The organism is Pelosinus sp. IPA-1 (assembly GCF_030269905.1).
Classification (GTDB): domain Bacteria; phylum Bacillota; class Negativicutes; order DSM-13327; family DSM-13327; genus Pelosinus.
The window spans coordinates 200,831-219,974 of sequence record NZ_BSVC01000008.1 but is presented as its reverse complement, the minus strand read 5'-3'; the positions used below and the strand labels follow the sequence as shown (position 1 = coordinate 219,974).

Annotated in this window: 18 protein-coding genes; 5 read left to right on the top strand and 13 right to left on the bottom strand. The window is 37.2% G+C overall.

Annotation, left to right across the window (positions count from 1 at the left end; genetic code table 11):
• Position 1 precedes the first annotated feature (1 nt).
• From pfkA to QSJ81_RS19855, 11 genes are all read right to left on the bottom strand, one after another.
• Positions 2-961, bottom strand: coding sequence for a 6-phosphofructokinase (pfkA, locus tag QSJ81_RS19905; RefSeq protein WP_285719088.1), 960 nt, complete (start codon positions 959-961; stop codon positions 2-4).
• Positions 962-994: 33 nt separating this feature from the next.
• Positions 995-1,933, bottom strand: a complete 939-nt coding sequence (locus QSJ81_RS19900; RefSeq protein WP_285719087.1) for a transketolase family protein — start codon at positions 1,931-1,933, stop codon at positions 995-997.
• Between the two features lie 66 nt (positions 1,934-1,999).
• The gene (locus QSJ81_RS19895; protein WP_285719086.1) at positions 2,000-2,815 is read right to left on the bottom strand and encodes a transketolase; all 816 of its coding nucleotides are present in this window, start codon (positions 2,813-2,815) and stop codon (positions 2,000-2,002) included.
• A gap of 45 nt (positions 2,816-2,860) precedes the next feature.
• The gene (gene rpiB / locus QSJ81_RS19890) at positions 2,861-3,316 is read right to left on the bottom strand and encodes a ribose 5-phosphate isomerase B (RefSeq protein ID WP_285719085.1); all 456 of its coding nucleotides are present in this window, start codon (positions 3,314-3,316) and stop codon (positions 2,861-2,863) included.
• A gap of 36 nt (positions 3,317-3,352) precedes the next feature.
• Positions 3,353-4,036 carry a deoxyribose-phosphate aldolase gene (gene deoC, locus QSJ81_RS19885; RefSeq protein ID WP_285719084.1) on the bottom strand — a complete coding sequence of 228 codons (684 nt, stop codon included), beginning with the start codon at positions 4,034-4,036 and terminating at the stop codon, positions 3,353-3,355.
• A gap of 83 nt (positions 4,037-4,119) precedes the next feature.
• A complete protein-coding gene (locus QSJ81_RS19880) occupies positions 4,120-5,475 on the bottom strand; it encodes a sn-glycerol-1-phosphate dehydrogenase (protein WP_285719083.1) in 1,356 nt (451 codons plus the stop codon).
• A 321-nt stretch (positions 5,476-5,796) separates the two neighbouring features.
• On the bottom strand, positions 5,797-6,825 hold the full coding sequence (locus QSJ81_RS19875) for a zinc-binding dehydrogenase (protein ID WP_285719082.1): 1,029 nt from the start codon (positions 6,823-6,825) through the stop codon (positions 5,797-5,799).
• Positions 6,826-6,933: 108 nt separating this feature from the next.
• The gene (locus QSJ81_RS19870; RefSeq protein WP_285719081.1) at positions 6,934-8,190 is read right to left on the bottom strand and encodes a PTS galactitol transporter subunit IIC; all 1,257 of its coding nucleotides are present in this window, start codon (positions 8,188-8,190) and stop codon (positions 6,934-6,936) included.
• Between the two features lie 19 nt (positions 8,191-8,209).
• Positions 8,210-8,497, bottom strand: coding sequence for a PTS sugar transporter subunit IIB (locus tag QSJ81_RS19865; RefSeq protein WP_038673585.1), 288 nt, complete (start codon positions 8,495-8,497; stop codon positions 8,210-8,212).
• Positions 8,494-8,985 (bottom strand): PTS sugar transporter subunit IIA, encoded by a 492-nt coding sequence (locus tag QSJ81_RS19860; RefSeq protein ID WP_285719080.1) that lies wholly within the window; start codon positions 8,983-8,985, stop codon positions 8,494-8,496. Before QSJ81_RS19860 ends, QSJ81_RS19865 begins: the two co-directional genes overlap by 4 nt.
• Entirely contained in the window at positions 8,972-11,911 is a 2,940-nt protein-coding gene (locus QSJ81_RS19855) for a sigma 54-interacting transcriptional regulator (protein ID WP_502929672.1), read from the bottom strand. Before QSJ81_RS19855 ends, QSJ81_RS19860 begins: the two co-directional genes overlap by 14 nt.
• A 524-nt stretch (positions 11,912-12,435) precedes the next feature.
• On the opposite strand from QSJ81_RS19855, the gene QSJ81_RS19850 reads away from it, so the two are divergent.
• Positions 12,436-13,002 (top strand): biotin transporter BioY, encoded by a 567-nt coding sequence (locus QSJ81_RS19850; protein ID WP_285719078.1) that lies wholly within the window; start codon positions 12,436-12,438, stop codon positions 13,000-13,002.
• A 207-nt stretch (positions 13,003-13,209) separates the two neighbouring features.
• Here QSJ81_RS19850 and QSJ81_RS19845 read toward each other — a convergent pair whose 3' ends face one another.
• Both QSJ81_RS19845 and QSJ81_RS19840 read right to left on the bottom strand, forming a co-directional pair.
• Positions 13,210-14,556: an MFS transporter gene (locus QSJ81_RS19845; RefSeq protein WP_285719077.1), complete on the bottom strand. Its 1,347-nt coding sequence runs from the start codon at positions 14,554-14,556 to the stop codon at positions 13,210-13,212.
• Between the two features lie 93 nt (positions 14,557-14,649).
• On the bottom strand, positions 14,650-15,327 hold the full coding sequence (locus QSJ81_RS19840) for an RraA family protein (RefSeq protein ID WP_285719076.1): 678 nt from the start codon (positions 15,325-15,327) through the stop codon (positions 14,650-14,652).
• Positions 15,328-15,553: 226 nt separating this feature from the next.
• On the opposite strand from QSJ81_RS19840, the gene QSJ81_RS19835 reads away from it, so the two are divergent.
• From QSJ81_RS19835 to QSJ81_RS19820, 4 genes are all read left to right on the top strand, one after another.
• The gene (locus QSJ81_RS19835) at positions 15,554-16,444 is read left to right on the top strand and encodes a LysR family transcriptional regulator (protein ID WP_285719075.1); all 891 of its coding nucleotides are present in this window, start codon (positions 15,554-15,556) and stop codon (positions 16,442-16,444) included.
• Between the two features lie 265 nt (positions 16,445-16,709).
• Positions 16,710-17,783 carry an HD-GYP domain-containing protein gene (locus QSJ81_RS19830; RefSeq protein ID WP_285719074.1) on the top strand — a complete coding sequence of 358 codons (1,074 nt, stop codon included), beginning with the start codon at positions 16,710-16,712 and terminating at the stop codon, positions 17,781-17,783.
• Between the two features lie 380 nt (positions 17,784-18,163).
• Entirely contained in the window at positions 18,164-18,463 is a 300-nt protein-coding gene (locus QSJ81_RS19825; protein WP_285719073.1) for a LysO family transporter, read from the top strand.
• Positions 18,460-19,071 carry a LysO family transporter gene (locus tag QSJ81_RS19820; protein WP_285719072.1) on the top strand — a complete coding sequence of 204 codons (612 nt, stop codon included), beginning with the start codon at positions 18,460-18,462 and terminating at the stop codon, positions 19,069-19,071. The genes QSJ81_RS19825 and QSJ81_RS19820 overlap by 4 nt, the downstream gene beginning before the upstream one ends.
• Positions 19,072-19,144 lie beyond the last annotated feature (73 nt).

Below are 19,144 nucleotides of genomic sequence, written 5' to 3'. Positions count from 1 at the left end.
TTTATATTGACAATGTTTGAGATAAACTGTACATTTCTTGATCGAATACTTTCCTTTTAGTAAGTGCTTCCATAATATCTATGTCAATCAAATGATTATCCTTTATGCCGATTGCACGATTGGACTTTCCATCCATTAGCAAGCTAACTGCCTTCGCCCCCATCTTACTTGCCAAAATTCGGTCAACAGCCGTTGGAATCCCACCTCTTTGAAGATATCCTAAAACCGTAACTCTTGATTCGATACCTGTATGGTTAAGTATTTCTTTCTGTAACTCTGCAGCAGATTCTCGACCTTCTGCCAACATAATAATATTGTGAGCTTTTCCACGCTTCTTGCCTTGCAGCATTTTCTCACAAACTTTATGCACTTCATACTTTTCTTCTGGAACTAAGATACTTTCCGCTCCTCCAGCAAGACCTGCATAGAGGGCTATATCTCCACAGTGTCTGCCCATCACTTCGATAATAGTTACCTTCTCATGTGACATAGAAGTATCTCTTATTTTACTGATGGCATCTAACACGGTATTAACTGCCGTATCAAAACCAATTGTGTAGTCGGTGTATGCTAAATCATTATCAATCGTACCTGGAATTCCCATAACTTTTATATTGCTACGCCCCAGTTTATTTGCCCCCTGAAAAGAACCATCTCCGCCGATTACAATGAGTCCATCGATTTCATTCTTTTCTAATATACAAATTGCCTCATCAATACCAGCATCCGTTTTCATTCTTTCACATCGTGAGGTTTTAAGGATGGTTCCACCTCGATGAATAATATCCCCAACCGATGCTATTTGCAGTTCTTTTATCTCACCATTGAGAAGACCAGTATAGCCCCTTTCAATTCCTACGACATTTAGGTTATGAGATATGGCTGTTCTAACGATGGCCCGAATGGCTGCATTCATACCTGGAGCATCTCCTCCACTGGTTAACACTCCTATCTTCTTCACATTTCAGGCCTCCCTTCCTAACCATAACAGGTACTATTTATTTTTATTACCTATCACTTTTTGCGCTGTATGATAAATGTTATCAACAGTTAATCCATACCTTATTAATAATTCTTCAGGTTTTCCTGACTCACCAAAGGTATCATTAATACCAATCTTCACTACCTGTACAGGGCAATAAGCCGACACTACATCACAAACGGCACTACCCAAGCCACCAATAATCGAATGTTCTTCCACTGTTATAATCCGCTTTGTTTCCTTTGCTGCTTGAATAATAATTTCCTCATCAATTGGCTTAATGGTGGAAATATTGATAACTCTAGCATGGATTCCCTCTTTTTCTAACAACTCTGCAGCCTCTAGACATTTGCTCGTCATTAAACCAGTACCGATAATTGTGATATCCTGCCCTTCCTTAAGCAAATTTCCTTTGCCAAAAGTAAAAGTATGATTCTCATCAAAAATAGCAGGAACTCCAAGCCGCCCTAATCTTATATATATAGGTCCCTTCATATTTGCTGCGGCTCTAACAGCCTGTTTCGTTTCAATGTCATCAGCTGGTACTATAATTCTCATATTCGGTAATGATCTCATAATGGCTATATCTTCAATCGATTGATGAGATCCACCATCCTCTCCCACAGTAATTCCCGCATGAGTTGCTGCAACCTTAACATTTAAATTGGGATAGCAGATGGAATTACGAATGACTTCAAAAGCTCTACCGGTAGCGAAAACGGCAAATGTACTTGCAAAAGCGATTTTCCCAGTTGTAGCCAGCCCAGCTGCCATTCCCATTAGGTTTTGTTCAGCAATCCCCGCATTAATAAATCGTTTTGGGAACTTTTTAGCAAATCCCGCTGTTTTTGTTGATTTTGATAAATCTGCATCCAAAACAACAATATTTTTATTTTCTTCCCCTAATTCTATTAATATATTTCCATAAGATTCTCTTGTGGCAATACTCATTATTTTTCCTCCTCATAATCCCATTCTATAGCAATCTATATAAGCTCTGATAAAAGCAGTTTTACATTATCTGTTGTTCTTTTCCAATTCCTCGATAGCCTTAATTCTTTCCGCTTGTGATGGTGTTACCCCATGCCAGCCTACTTGGTTTTCCATAAAGGAAATGCCTTTTCCCTTACTTGTTTTTGCAATAATTACTGTTGGCTGGCCCTTACTCTGTTTTGCTGCAGCAAATGCTTTTTCCATATCACTAAAACAATGACCATTAATTTCAATTGCATTCCAGCCAAAGCTTTCCCACTTTTCTTTTAAAGGATTTACTTTCATAACTTCGTCATTAGTACCATCAATTTGTAAACCATTATTGTCAACAATAGCTACTAGATTATCTAGTTTATAGTGGCTGGCAGCCATGGCAGCTTCCCACACAATGCCCTCTTGTAGCTCCCCATCTCCTAGTAATGTATATACTCTATTTGTTGTTTTATCTATTTTAAAGCCTAGTCCGACACCAACTGCTGCAGAAAAACCTTGTCCGAGAGATCCTGTTGACATTTCAACGCCTGGTACTTTTTTCATATCAGGATGCCCTTGGAGAAAACTTCCCATTTTCCGTAAGTTTTTCAATTCATTAAGACTAAAAAATCCCTTCATCGCAAGGGTGCCATACAATACGGGAGCTGCATGTCCTTTACTTAAAATAAACCGATCACGATTCGGATTATCTTTGTCTTCACTATCAATATTCATTTCTTTAAAATACAAATAGATCAAAAGATCTGCTGCTGATAGTGAACCACCTGGATGACCTGAACCTGATTCTGTTAACATATTTATAATGTGTATTCGTAGTTGATTCGCATATATTTTCATTGATTCCATAAAAAAATGCCCCCTATATTTTCTTTTAACTAAAAGATGATTATCTTATTCTGATTCATAATCCTTAATGAACTGTATTCGTTCCGCATGCTTACCTGCATCAAACTGGGTGGTAATCCATTTCTTTGTAATTTCTATAGCCAAGCCACTGCCAATGACTCTTTCCCCCATACATAAAATATTAGAGTCATTATGTGCCCTTGTAGCTTCTGCCGAAAAAATATCGTGCACTACCGCTGCTCGGATCCCTGTTACTTTATTCGCCATAATGGACATTCCTATTCCCGTGCCACAAATTAAAATACCTTTTATATTTTCATTAACTACCCTTTCGGCTACCAATTGGGCAATAGGTCCATAATTTGTACGTTCTGTAGAAAATGTTCCTACATCTTCTACTTCTATTTCTAAGTCTTTTAATAGGGAAACAATTTTCTCTTTCAACGTAAAACCTGCATGATCACTGCCTATAATCATCTTCAGTTTTTTCTTTTCGTCCATTAAATTGTCTCCTTTCTTGAATGGTTATTTTCCCTTTCAATACGATTGCTCGAAAGAGCCTTGACTGTTATTGCCTGTAATGATTTTAATTCCATTACTCGTTCCTATTCGATTTGCTCCTGCTTTTACGATATTAACAGCGTCTTCATAGGTTTTAATGCCACCAGCAGCCTTTACACCAAAATTTTTGCCAACAGTTGCTCTTAGCAAAGCAACATCGTCCACTGTGGCACCACCACCATTAAATCCTGTAGCTGTTTTAACAAAATCAGCTTCTGCTTCCATAATTAGATTACAAGCAATCATCTTTTCTTCTCTTGTTAGTAACGCTGTTTCTATAATGACTTTAGTTATTAACCCTTGAGAAGCTTTTACAACTTCTTGTATATCATATTTGACAATACTATATTCCTGCGACTTTAAAGCTCCTAAATTGATCAGCATATCGATTTCTCTAGCACCATTTTTTATTGCATCTACGGTTTCTGCTACTTTTGTTTTTGTCGTAGCGCCGCCCAGGGAAAAACCAATAGGCACACCAACCTTAACATCATTATCTTTTAAAAACTCATTTGCATAGGAAACATAGTATGGATTTACAAATACAGTTTTAAATCCGTATTTTATAGTTTCTTTACAAAAATCCGCAATGTTTTCTCTAGTTGCAGTAGGACTTAGTAATGTATAGTCGATCAAATCAACAAGACCATCCGTTTTCATAAAAAGCCTCACTTTCGATTCTTCTACTCTGAAATCACGAACCCATCCGTCTTGCATCCTCTATAAAATGTTGTCGCCAGCAATTATGAGTAGTAGATAGAAGTAATCATTTCAGCTACTTCATCCAAGATTCCAATGTCTTCGAGAACTTGAAATAACCCAAATCTTTGGCGAATGTCTTTTGATGTAAGTAAACTTAAACGAAATGACTCTCTATCTAATTTAAGATCCCGAGGAGTAAGATGGCAGCCTGCAGTTTCCATCATTTCGTGATAGGAATCCGTTGAAGGCAACATTTGGAGTACACTTTCTTTGATCGTACCCCATTTTTGTACAATATTTTGTGCTGCCTTCTCCCTAGCAGTTTCGTCAAAATTCATATCTGCTGCCTTTAGTTGAATAATCTGAGGGGCAATATCACCAAATAATTGTTTTATATTATTCTCCCATTTTTCCCGAGTAAGAGACCGAAACTTCCCAGCTGCATATACTTTATTAATATCCACTGTAGCTAAATATTCGTACACATGAATGATAATTTCAGTGGCTATCCCTACTTGGTTGCCATGTAAAAATGTTTCTTGCCCACGCATGAGGGCTAGCATCTCCCACGTGTGAGACAATCGATGCTCTTCTCCAGAAGCTGGCCGGGAATTTCCTATCATTCCAATACACATGCCAGATAAAATTAGACCTTCGATGATACTACGGATGGCTTCTGGCGTCCTTACCATAATCCCAGCAGCACTAGAAACACATTGCCCAATAGCTTTTTCCACTAACGCCGCTGTAATTTCACAATAATATTCATCATTGATAATATTGGCTAATTTCCACTCGGCTAGCGCACTATATTTTCCCACAATATCACCAAATCCAGCATGAAGCATATGAAAGGGAGCCTCTTTCATGATAGCAATATCCGCAATTATGCAGTATGGATAAACGGCAGAATAGGTAACTTTAACGCCCTTAGTAATCAGTGGTGAAACCATCGAAGCGTATCCATCCATAGAAGGCGCAGTACATACCACGATATAGGGAATCTTTGTTTCATAGCTTAGATAACGAGCAAGATCGTTTAATGTACCAGAACCAACAACTACAATCGCTGTCATGTTCGGATTAATAGCAGCTCTTAATTGTTCCATTGCAGCTTCATCAGGGTGAAGATGATTGTTAGAAAAAATCACCTTTTCTAAAGCAAAGTCTTTAGAAAGTATGAATTCAACTTTCCGCCCCCCCACCTCATAGGTCTTACTATCTGCAATAAATAACACTGTACCACTTGGCAAGGATTGTATAGATTTCACAATATCAGAAAGGATACCGCTACCAATGCGGACACCATTGATATCAATGCTATGAGTTCTGCCACAGGAACAAGGAAAGGTTAAGCCTGCCATCTCTTCTGGGTTTTTCATTAATAATTCATTCATTTTTTATTCACCTCGTATGCTTATTTCTCTAGTCCTTACCATTTGGCTAATCTACACCTGAATTTTTTTATAAAAGAACCATCACAATATATAAAATACCAAAGCAACAATTCACAATATTCTGTTATTTTATACATTTAGTTGGCTCATTTTTTTCTAAATTAAATGTACTTTTATCACTTTAGAAGAATAGATACTGAGCTCAGAACAGACTTCCTAATAATCTAACAGCTAGGCCTAACTGTATCAGTTTACTTTAGTAACAGCTAACTTGCATTAAATCCTACTTATACTTTTGTATCATCAAACTCTTTTCAGGGATTATTCTACTTTTAAAACTACCTTAATGGCTTCCCCGCTTTTTATCGCTCTATATGCTTTATCCCATTCCGTAATATTAAATTGATGAGATATCAACGCCTTTGCATTTACACTATTATCATTCATAAACTGTAAGGATGGCTCCCAATCACTCGGCCTTTGACTCCTGCATCCAGTTATTGAAAGTTCTTTTTGGATGATTTTTTCAAAATCTGTAAGAATTTCTGCTGTTGGAAAAATCCCAACCTGAACATATTGTCCTTTTTTAGTCAAAAGATCTAAGCCAAAGTTTACAGAAGGAGGGGCACCTGTACATTCAAAAACAACGTCCGCACCATATCCTTGCGTTAATTCATTTACAGTCTCTTTTATATCTTGGTTTTGAATATCAACGGTAACATCAATCCCTAGCTCTTTTCCTTTTTCTAATCGACTTTTATCCTTCTCTAGTCCAGTAATAATTACTTTCGCCTCGTAGGTTTTTGCAATCTGTGCTACAAACAGTCCAATGGGACCAGGCCCCAGGACAACTACAACATCACCTTTTCTTATTGTACTTTTAGTCACTGCATGGTGCGCGCAAGCCAATGCCTCGGTAAGAGCACCTGATTGATAATCTACATTTTCAGGTAGTTTGTGTATACTTTCTTTACGGGCTACTACGTATTTGGTAAAGGCCCCATCTTGTTGGTTTCCTAAACCCTTACGGTCTTTGCATAAGTTATAATCCTTTGATTTGCAGTATTTGCACTGTCCACAGATATAAAAGGTAGTTTCAGAGGTAACCCGCTCACCGACTTTCACTTCCGTTACATTCTCACCAACTTCTACAACTTCACCAGCGAACTCATGACCTAATGTAACAGGAGCGCTTACCTTATATCTCCCTTCATACATATGCACATCAGAGCCGCAGATACCCGCGTACTTTACTAAAATTTTAACTTCGTCTTTTCCCATTTTCGGTTCTTCTCTTTCAATAACATGTAAGTTACCATAACCTAGTTCTGTTTTTACTAATGCTAACATTATATCTGCCCCCCACCTTTAATTTCATAATCAGTATCTTGAGCTAGCATTTTTCGGCTACATTTTCATGCTAGCCCAAGATGGTGATTTCCATATCAAACAATCGTCTTAATGAAATAGTGTAAACACTTTATAAATTACATAGTGAATGACATTACCACCTTGGTCGATACTGGATATAGTCGTTGCCCCTGCTGGCATTTTAAAATGTGCATCTACTGCCATTTGAGTATGGAAGGCTGCCACATCTGTTGCCATATATAAGCTCATTGCTATGACAACAGCACCAACAAGTACGGAATGAACAATATTCCCTCTTGCTGCTCCGACGATAAAACAAACGATAAATGGAATGGTTGCTAAGTCACCAAAAGGTAATACATTATTTCCAGGTAACACTACAGCTAAAGCAATGGTTATTGGCACTAAGATCAAAGCAGTTGCGATTACGGAAGGATGCCCAATAGCAACGGCAGCATCTAAACCAATATAAATATCTCTATCGCCAAATCGTTTGCTCAGGAAAGTACGCGCAGACTCAGCAAGCGGGATAAGACCTTCCATCAAAATTTTTACCATTCTAGGCATTAGTACCATAACGCCACCCATTGCCATACCAACTTTTATGATTTGCCCTGCAGGGTATCCTGCTAATGCACCCAGCACAACTCCTAAGAATACACCCATAAATAGTGGTTCACCAAATACACCAAATCTTTTTTGAATTGTTTCCGGATCTGCATGCAAATCTTTGATTACTGGAATTCTTTGAACTAGCCTTACTAATGGGATCCCAATTGCATAGGATACAGTACTACCTGTTGGTACAGATATCCCAGGTAATTCAAAGTAATTTGCTAGCATCGGTGCTGTCCAATCTGCGATTTTTAAAACGACAATTTCAAAAATAACCGCTGCTACTAAGCCTTGTACTAAGCTTCCAGTTGCAGAATATACAAATGCTCCCATGAAAGTGAAGTGCCAATAATTCCAAAGATCGATATCCATTGTTTTTGTTGTTTTTGTAACCAGCATAATCACATTAACTAATAAACCTAAGGGAAGAATAAATGCCGCGATAGGAGAGGCCCATGCTATACTTGCAGCCCCTGGCCAGCCAATATCAATAATATTTAACTGTACACCAAACCGTGATACCATACCGTGGGCTGCAGGTGCAAGATTGGAAACCAGTAAATCAACAACTAAAAAGATACCCGTAAAACCTACGCCGATAATTAAACCTGACCGAAAGGCCTTACTTGCTGGTTGCCCAAATGCCATTCCTAGTAAAAAAACTGCAACTGGCAAAATAACCGTTGGTCCCAGCCCTAAGAATGCTTGAAATATCTGAACGATATCCACAATAATACCTCCTCTTTTTTTATTTTTTAAGCTCTTCTAAAATTTGCTCTTTTAATTTATCTAAGCCAATACCTGTCAAGAAAGCTCTCGCATTAATGATTGGGAAAGGATACTGCTTGGAAACAATGGTAGTCGTTACAAGCAAATTTGCCCTTAATTCGTATGCAGGAACTTCGGTCACCTTACATTGAATAATTTCAACCTGAATCTTGTTTTCTTTTGCCATTTTTTCTATTGCATCTGAAACAACTGTAGATGTTGCGATACCAGTCCCACAAGCAACTAAAACTACTTTTTTCGTACTCATTTTTGTTCACCCCCTTTCACAATAGATAAATTTAACTTACTAACAACTTCATCTTTAATTTTAGCTTCACTTTCTTCCGTTGCTAAATAAGTCAAAACTTCCTCATCCTGAAAAATACCCATTAGACTTTGTAGCATACTTAGTTGGGAATGGCTATCATGCATAGCTAACATAAACACCAATTTTACGGGAGTTTTTTCAGTTTCTTCCCCCATAATCCCAAAATCCACTGGTTTTTTTAAAATTCCAACACTTATAGCCGATTGATTTACATGTTCAATGTCTGTGTGAGGAATGGCAACTCCATATCCGCCAGTAGGTAACCCCGTAGCAAACTTCTTTTCTCTTGCGACAACGGCTTCCGCATAACTTGCTTTCACAAAACCTTGGTTATATAAATTTGCTGCCATATATTTCAAAATATCTGAACTATTTTCGCCTTCTATATTTTTTAAAACGAGTGTTTCATCAAAATTAATATGACTCATTTAGTAGTGCCTCCCTAATATCTTCTTCTGTTTGTGCTTGCCCAATTTTAGTTGTAAATTTTTCATTGTTAAACTTATTGAATAAAAATCTTACACCATCTTTACCATCTATATCTAACGCTAATAAACAAATCAATGATACTTTGTTTTCATCATCCCAGAAAATTGGTTTCGCTGTTTTTGCAACAACAATTACAGGATGATTTACGTAGCTGCTATCGGCATGGGGCAATGCAACCTTTTGGTTTATGATATAACTGCCCATATTCTCTCGCTCCATAACTGCTTCGTAATAGCCAGCTCTTACGTACCCTTCTTGTAGTAACGTATTGCAAATGTTTTTAAGTACTTGTTTTTTATCATGCTCTTCCGTCAACATGATACACTTAGCATCCTTTACTACTTTGGGAATCAGGCCGCTATGTGTTATCATTCCGCCTTGTTTATTGTGATGTTCGATTAGGCTAAACATTTGATTTTTACCACTTTGGTTAAATAACGCTTCTAATGATATAAAGGGAATTCCATGATATTTTGGATCTATACTTCCAATTATCGCAATAATTTCATAGGTACTTATCGTTTCTTGTATTTGTTTATGTAGGTCTCTTTTCCCAATAACCCCCATGTGAATCAATTCGATATTATTTAATTTTTCGCCAAATATTTTTTTCAAATGACTGCCGCATTGCAGTGCAACTCCTTCGCCGGTTAAACAAACGGTGATAATCGCTTTTTTCCGTTTTAAGACTTTGCTATCAACTCTGGCCTTCTTAAAGGTATAATTCAAATTTTCTACTGCATAGACGACATCTTTGCTAGTGGCACCAGGTAAAATGCTCCGCCGAATCGCTTCAATGACCATCACTGTATCTACGCGATCAATTGTCTCTATATAGATGCCTGTTTTCTCCGAAATCATTTCTCCTAATGTTAATAAAGAACCCATATCTACTAGCATTACAATGCCTTTTCCTTCATCTGCCTCTTCTACAACCGTCGTAAGCCGTTCTAATACGTCACTAGGATTTTCTTCTAATGTCATCACAACTGCTTTTCCATGGTTCATATTCAGCAGCTTGTTGGCAATTTCCAACATACCGATGCTCACAGTTCCATGGGTAACAATAACAATACCAACTTTAGCTTCCTCTTCCTGTTTATTACCTCTTAGATATAAAGCAATAAATCCAACCTCATCTTCTGGTAGATTTGTTCCATAGTATTTTTTTATATGCTGTACCATTTCCAAAGCAACTGCATATTCAATGCCATACTTTCTTTTTATTTCATCTAGATTAGGGTTAATAATTTCTCGACCTTGCTTAACGCGATTAAAAGTGGCATTCAGATGAATTGCTAAACAATAAAATATGGAAGGGTCCATTTCCCCTAACGTATTTTCTGCAAGTTTCAAAAGCTCTTCTACTAAGGAAATAATCTCAACGCCTACCACTTTCGCAATCTCATCCGTAGATAATGGATGTAAGTTGTCCTTTACATGTTTGATGACATTCTGTAATCTTCTTTCTATTTCAATCCCAATAATTTGGTTAATTTCCTCTGTATTTAAACCTTGCTTGGCATATTCTGTATAGTTTTTTTCGATGTCACTATAAAATTCTTTTGGAAAACTATAGAGATCATTTTCAATTTCAACCATTTTATTGTATTGTTTTGGACTAAACTTAAAATCCCGCCACACGAGACTTTCGATATCAGTCCTCATGCTATTTATTTTCATTAGACCTTTTTTAACATGCAGATTCAAATCTCGTACATCGATTTTTACGCATTCTTCTTTTTCCATTACGTAAGTCAAAAAGCTTTTTGCACAAGCAACCTGTATGTCACTTTTCAACTGTCCTATATTACCAAAGCATTCATATAATAAATAGGATTTCATGACATCTAAGGAGACGTGGATTGGCGCATTCATTCTTGTTGATTCATAGCCAAAGAAGTTTTTAATTAATTTTAACCTTTCATTTAAGGGTCTTGTATTTAAAGAAGGCACTTCAATAATCATAGGAATTCTTCTTTTAAATGTGGCTAGCAGGGATGTTTCAATATTTTCAGTTGTGGCGGCGATTAATTGAACTTGCGCCTGCCTAGTACAATCAGACTCTCCGAGTCTTCGAAAACATCCTTTGTCTATCAGCTGGAATAGCATTTCCTGCCCCTCAGATGTGAGACGGTGTACTTCATCTAAAAATAATATTCCTCCGTCTGCTTGTTCAATTAGGCCTTTTCGATCACTCAATGCGCCTGTATAAGCTCCTTTTAGACTCCCAAATAAGTGAGAGATAAGGAGTTGTGGATTCTCTGCGTAGTCTGCGCAGTTAAATACAATAAAAGGTGAATCCTTTGTCAATCTGCCACTTTCAACCGAAAATTTATACATGGCTTCAGCAAGTTCACTTTTTCCGACACCTGTTTCTCCTAAAATTAAGCAATGAAGACCATTGGGCGGATATAGCACTGCTGCTTTCGCTTGTTGTATTTGAATTTCTAAACTTCCACCTTCGCCAACTAGATTTTCGAAGGATGTATATTTTAGATTTTCAGGACGGCTATCTTTCATCTCCTTTGGAATTACATCTCGCTTGATTTCACAAAGATTGTTGTTCGCTTCTTTGATTTCTTCTAAATATTTGACCACAAGATAACGGGATAATTTATATCCTCTAGCCTTTATTGTGCTTGTGATTTCACGATAAGATAAGGTTTTATTCGCTTGGAGAAGTTGGACAATCTCTTCACATATGTATCTTTTTTTACGATCTCGAGAATCTAAAATATCTAATTCTTTACGTAATGAAGTTATATATTCTCTACTTACCAATAATTTTTCGCCTAACTGCATATCCGTAAGTGGTTCTTTTTTATCTTCTTTTAAAATAATACTTCGAAGCTTTCTCTTCACCATCTAACCCTCCTGTCTATTATTATTGCAATATCCATGCCATATGGTGGTTAATTTGGGTACTAGCACCTGTTGGACCACATAATTCCTAGATTGAATTTATTGATTTTTTCAGAATTTTGTTACTATTTTTGATTCTATTTACACTTTTACTCACCCACTTACCTTTTTTACGCACCTTTTTTTACCATGATAGTCTTTCTCTCAGAGAAGATTCACTTGCCAGTTAATAGTACATTACCAGTCCACGTCAGGTAAACAAAAATGTAAACATACTAGGGTTAATTTCCGCCCTCACCGAACTCTTACGCGCGAAAAGGTTCAACTGCAATAAATAATTGCAAGTTGAACCTTAAAATGTAATACTACTTTTGACTACGCCAGGGAGTACCATAGAACTTCCACCTATATTTATTATTTTTGCTTATGACCATTGTAAACCATTTTCAATAATTAGGTTTACATTTTAGTCCAAGATATTATAAACTATATATAAAGATTCAAATGGATAGGAGGAAATTTTTATGAAACTGACACTTAGGGAAATGATCTTAATTTCAATTTTTGCCGCATTAACTGCAGTAGGAGCATTTATAAAAATTCCTACGCCCCTTGTACCTTTTACACTGCAATTCTTATTTTGTGCCTATTCAGGGATTTTTTTAGGTGGAAGCAAGGGTCTTTATTCACAATTACTATATGTAAGTATCGGGTTAATGGGCATTCCGATCTTTGCTAGTGGTGGTGGTCCAACCTATATATTACAACCAACCTTTGGTTATCTTTTAGGTTTCATGACCTGCTCCTATACAGTAGGCCGATTGGTTCAAAATTTTACTACAATAAGTTTCATGAAAATATTTAGCTCAGTACTCCTCGGATTACTTCTTGTTTATTTATGTGGTGTAGGTTATTTATATCTCATCGTAAATTTCTACTTACATAAACAGATGACACTACAGGCAGCCATCGGCGCTGGCTTCCTCCCCTACATAACTTCTGATTTAATTTTAAGTGTGATAATATCCCTTACCGCTGTTCGCATCATACCTATATTGAAAAAAAGTGGCTATTATATATCGGCTCACTAATAGAAATGCGAAAAAAATAAGTTCTTAATACCCACGGATATTGCAATATAAGAAAAGACTTGGCTTAGGCCAAGTCCTCAGACGCAGGCAGAAGCCTTGGTCGTTCTTACTTGGAATCAAGAAAGTGTTATACTTTCTGATTCCGTAAAAATAACCCAAGAGTCCTTTTTTATGTGACTCTTGGGTTGTTTTATAAGTATCTACAGGTTACGTGTTTAAAGGATCTTCGACGGGTTCAGTTATTGTCGAAATAATCAATAGGCTCATAAAAGAACTAGCGGCTAAAAACATGAATACCGCATCCCAACTGTATGCATCGAGAATCATCCCTGTAATTAGCGGAGCACAGGCGCCGCCAAGTTGCCCGCCAGTATTAATTACAGAACCAGCAATCGGAAATGTTTTTTTAGTCGTCAGACCCATAGGATATACCATATAGGCTGAAAAGCCGAAATTCATTAGGATACCCGTCATGAACAAAAGCGTGCCAAGAAAAACTGGATCGTTAGGCGCACTTATTAATGCATACATCATAAAAGCTGTGGACAATGAGCTCATCATCATGAGGGGTTTGCGACGTTTATTTATCACCTTGTCTGAAAACCACCCACCCAGCATATTCCCCACTACCGCTCCTACCCAGGGAGCCGAGGCAACAAAACCCATTTTCATAATCGTGAAGTGTTTAACAGTTACTAAATAAGTGGGAATCCAGGCCAATAACACATTAGTAATACCCATCATAAAGAAGTAACCAAGGGTACTTCCCCATATATCCCAAGAGCGGAATATCCCGGAGTTGGTGTCTAAAGGATCCGCTTTTCTTGCCCGAATCAATTGATCTAACCATTTAAGCGTGTATGGTCTCTTTTGTACCACAGTTTTTCGATCACTCTGTTCAGACTCAATATACTTCAATTCGGCAGGAGAACAGTATGGACTTTCCGACGGATGATTCTTCACTAAAATGTACCAAATGATAGAGAGGAATATACCTGGCAAAGCAAATAAGTAAAAAATATAATGCCAACTGGACATTTGGATGATTAGAGCACATAGCGGTGGAACCAATACTGGGCCAAACTTAGCTGCGGAAAGGAAAAGACCTGTTGTAAATCCTTTTTCTCTTGGCGGAAACCAATTATTGATCGTAGATGTAATCCCAATCGGTAGCGGTCCTTCTGCTAATCCCAGTCCGAAGCGATATATTTTCATCATGAGAGGTGAACTCGAAGTTCCTATGAGCCCTGTGAAAATAGACGTCATAATCATTGCTAATGAAAATATTTTTTGTACCCCAAACTTACTAAATGCAAACCCAGAAGGTATCTGGGCAATCGCATACGCTAACAAAAACAGACTGACAAGAGCTCCTGCCTCTGTGTTGCTCATCTGGAATTCACTCCTGATAAACGGCAAGGCCATTCCCATATTCGCACGATCAGCGGCAGCCACTGTATATACCAAAAAAATAAGTCCTGCAACAACCCATCGAAACTTAGTAGGTTTTCCTGCTATGGCTTTTGTTTCTATATCTGCTATGTTTTGAGACATTTTTTCTCCTCCTTACTATTAAATCGCCTTATTCTTACTAGTCAAAATTACAAAGTCTTCATGCATATGTGAGCTATTGGGCTACATTTTTGCTCAGTCAATATACTCGCATCCCTTATCGTGTAGTATTTTATCTACCCATGTCCTATCCCATGTTTTGCTTTTAATGGATTCCATCATCCCCATTTCTTTCAGTACCGTTGCTTTGGACCTTTCCAGAATTTCCGGTGCATCTTTAGGATCAATAACGACTACACCATCTTCATCACCGACAATTATATCCCCCGGATTTATCACAACACCACCGCATGATATTGAAACATTAATTTCGCCAGGTCCATCCTTATATGGTCCTTTCGGGGTTACTCCCGCTGCGTAAACGGGAAAAGTCATTTTTCTTATGACTCCAGCATCACGAACCGCTCCATCAATAATGAAACCAGCGATTCCCCTTTGTTGTCCCCAGGTAATCATCATCTCACCAGTAATTGCATTTCCTGTTTCACCAGCAGTGTCTACGATTATCACATCACCGGGAGCAGCCATATCAATTGCTTTATTTAACATCAGGTTATCTCCGGGTCTGGATTTTACTGTGAATGCAGTTCCCAAAAGTGGCGTTCCGTTCATATTTCTAATTCTCGCGTCCATGCATGATGTCCGATTCATGTTATCTGCGATATTTGCGACTGGTATTCCACTAAATCCTTCTACCAGCTCTCTTGGTGGTCTAACTACTTTGCTGTAAATTCGAAATCCTACATTTTTCATGCATCTTACTTCCTCTCACCTAAAATCAAAAGCGATTGATTTTATGCCATAACTAAGCCAAAACAGCACTATAATCTAATTTACTGCATTACTACTAGTGCTCACTTTTTATCTATTGACAAAATCTTTTAACTATTATAATTTTAATTTATAGACGAATAATAGTAAAACGAATTAATTTTCTATTAAATATCTATATAATCGATATTAATTAAGAGGTGGAGTAGTGTATACTCTTGGAATTGAAGCATTTTTAGCCATAGTGCGTACCCAAAGTTTGAGTCGAGCAGCAGAAAAATTGCATCTTGCGCAGTCTAGCGTTAGTCACAGGCTCAAAATATTAGAAGAAATGATGGGAGCGACCCTGATAGATCGTGGTAAAGGAATTAAGGAAATTAGCTTAACTCCTATGGGGGCAGAATTTTTGCAGTTGGCAGAAAGATGGAATTCCCTTTGGTTAGAAACTCAGATTTTAAAGTCACAAGGCCCTAAACTTTCCTTATCCTTTGGTGCCGTAAACAGTCTTAATACCTTTGTTTTCCCACCACTATTTAGTGCAATGACCCAGCACCAGCCACCAGTTATATTGGATATTCATACATTACATTCTATCCCCCTATACGAAGAACTAGAAAAAGGACAAATACACGTTGGATTTGCCCTTAGGGAACAAACCCTTCCGGGAGTAAATGTTGAACGTTTCTTGACAGTACCAATGGTAGTCCTTCGCCTGGGAGAACCTTCTGATTCTAACTCAAAGTTAATAAATCCTAATGAACTAGATCCAAACTATGAACTCTATATACCCTGGGGACCACTCTTCCAAATTTGGCATGATCGCTGGTGGAATCCGCTCTGTATGTCAAGAATCAAACTAGAAAGTGCTCAACTATTATTTACCTTGTTGCAACATCCCCTCCAGTGGGCTATAGTACCCATGTGGATCGCAAAGTCAGCTTTAAAAGAAGAGAAATTTTCTTATTACAAATTATCTGATCCCCCACCAGACATTGTTTGTTACAAACTTACCCATAAGTACCCAAAACCAAGTACCCTGCAAAGTTTAACCATCCTAGATCATTATCTTGATTTATTAATAACGAAAGATTTTTATTAAATTTATTTTATTTACCTAAATAAACCTAAAATCGTAAACGCCGCTAATTACACCTTAAATGGTAATAATTAGCGGCTTATAACATAATGATCCGTGTCATTAAAAAGGTTGGATAACCTAACAAGTATTTCATACACACTTTATATATTTTCCATTTACTAGCATCCTAACCATATTTTATGTTGATTTTTGTAAAATAATAAAGGAATTTAAGTATTTTCTATTGAAGATAAGAACCGACAAAACATAAATGGGGTGTGTGCAGATGAGTAATACAGAATCTCCTAAAGTGCAAAAAATAGTCGAACAAAAAATTGAATTTTTAGTACCAGGTATGGAATTAGCTCGTGATGTCTATACAAGCGATGGAAAAATTTTGGCAAATGAAAATACGATCATCAACAAATCAATTGTAAAGAATCTACAAAATTGGGATATTGACAAAGTTTCTATACTTGCTGAAATAACAGTTAATCCTATAACAGATCCCAAAATCCAACAATTTATCAACAGCTATAATCAATCTGTAACCACTGTTCAAAAAACCTTTGAAAATATTCGTCAAACACAAGAAGTCCCCATTGAAACCTTTACCCAAACTGCCGATGATATCGTTGATAATATATCTGCCACTGGCAATGTTATCGACCAATTATATAATTTACCCCAATGTGATGACTATACATTTCGTCATAGCGTTAATGTAAGTGCCATAGCAGCTCTCATAGCTACGTGGCTAAAATTCCCCCCCGAAAGTGTTAGCGCCATTGCTTTAGCTGGGTTACTACATGATGTAGGTAAATCTCAACTGCCACAGGAAATATTAAATAAATCCCATCTTCTTGCTCCTAAGGACTATGAATTATACAAAACGCATACTACTCTTGGTTATAATTTAGTCAGCAAAATACCCAATATAGCCCAAAGTGTACTTGCGGGAATATTAGACCATCATGAAAGAGAAGATGGAAATGGTTATCCTAATAATTTGACCTCAGAAGATATTCATCCTTATGCCAAGATTATAGCGGTTGCGGATTTATTTGATGAATCTTTAACTATAAACTGCGATACTCCTGGTGCATTAAGCCCTTATTTAAGTTTAGATAAATTACGCCAAGACATTTACTCTATTGATGCTAAAACGTGTCTTACTTTTACTGAAAATATGATGAACTTTCTCTCTGGCAACCTAGTCTCTCTCACAAATGGCCAACAGGGACGAGTCGTTTTTGTAAATAAAGATAAACCATCTAACTCCATTGTGCAGCAACATAATGGTAAAGTCATCGATTTATCAGAGATAAATGATCTTTGTATTCATTACATTGTTAGGTAGTAGCAATGTAATGAAGGGTAGCTTTGTTTATACCCAAGTATATTTTTAAATATAGATTAAGGCTCAATATGCAGTAGAATACTGCCTATTGAGCCTATTTGTCGCATAAAGAAGACTTGATTCAGATGGAGTTTTAACTCCATCTGAATCTTAGTCGCACTTATCCAGGGACTTAGCCGCTCTTAACTCCCACTTATAGAAGATGGGAGTCTTAGAGCGGTTTAGTCATCGGATAAACTTAGTATTGTACTAGAATTTTGCGAATCGTTATTATTTATTGTATTATTATATGGGTTAACTACATTAATAATTATTAAATTTGGTATTTATAATACATGTATTTATCAGTCAGATTAAAAGACCATACGGGGGAGAATATCATGGAGATTGTTATAATAAGCCTATTGGCTGGTTGTTTACTGGGGGCCAGTAATATGATTACTGAAAGATGGATTGGACATTTAGATAAGATTGTAATGATAATTGTCTTTATTTTGTTAATCGCGGTTGGTATTGGGATTGGCAGTAATCAAGAACTCATCACCAATTTGACCATATTAGGCTGGAAAGCACTGGTGATTGCAGCATTAAGTACTGTCGGAAGTATATTCGCATTATGGTTTCTAGTCTCCAAAGCAAATTTTCTACAAAATCACGTCACAAAGGAAAAACAATTATGAAAATGATTGGCTGTATTGTAGCAGCAGTTTTAGCGGGTATTTCTCTTGGATGGCTGCTGCCTTCTGTTATCAATTCCCAAGTATTAGATAATGTAATCACCTACGTATTGGCGGCCATGTTATTTGGCGTAGGGATTAGTATTGGACATAACCGCCGAGAATTAGTAAAAATAAAAGCAGTCGGCTGGCGCATTCTACTAGTTCCCTTAGCCATTGCTGCTGGCAGTCTTTTAGGGGCTTCCATAGCTAGCTTATTTTTCAACATGTCTTTGAAAGAAGTGTTAGTTGTTGGAGCGGGATTTGGCTGGTACAGTTTATCTAGTGTGTTAATTACTCAGCTTTATAACGCGGAATTAGGAGCTATCGCATTTTTGGCAAACGTTTTTCGTGAATTAATGGCTTTTGTGTTAATTCCGTTTTTAGCCATTCATGTTGGGAAAGTTGTAGCGATTGCTCCTGGAGGCGCGACGACAATGGATTCCACTTTGCCGATTATCGCTAAAATGACGGATACATCCACGGCTATGATTGCTTTTGTAAGCGGCCTTATATTAACAACCTTAGTACCATTTCTCATCCCCTTATTGTTGACAATTCACTATGGATAAAATCAATCGGCTCAACGTGCAGAATTATACTGCACGTTGAGCCTTACACGTTCTATTCGTGATGATTTAAAAA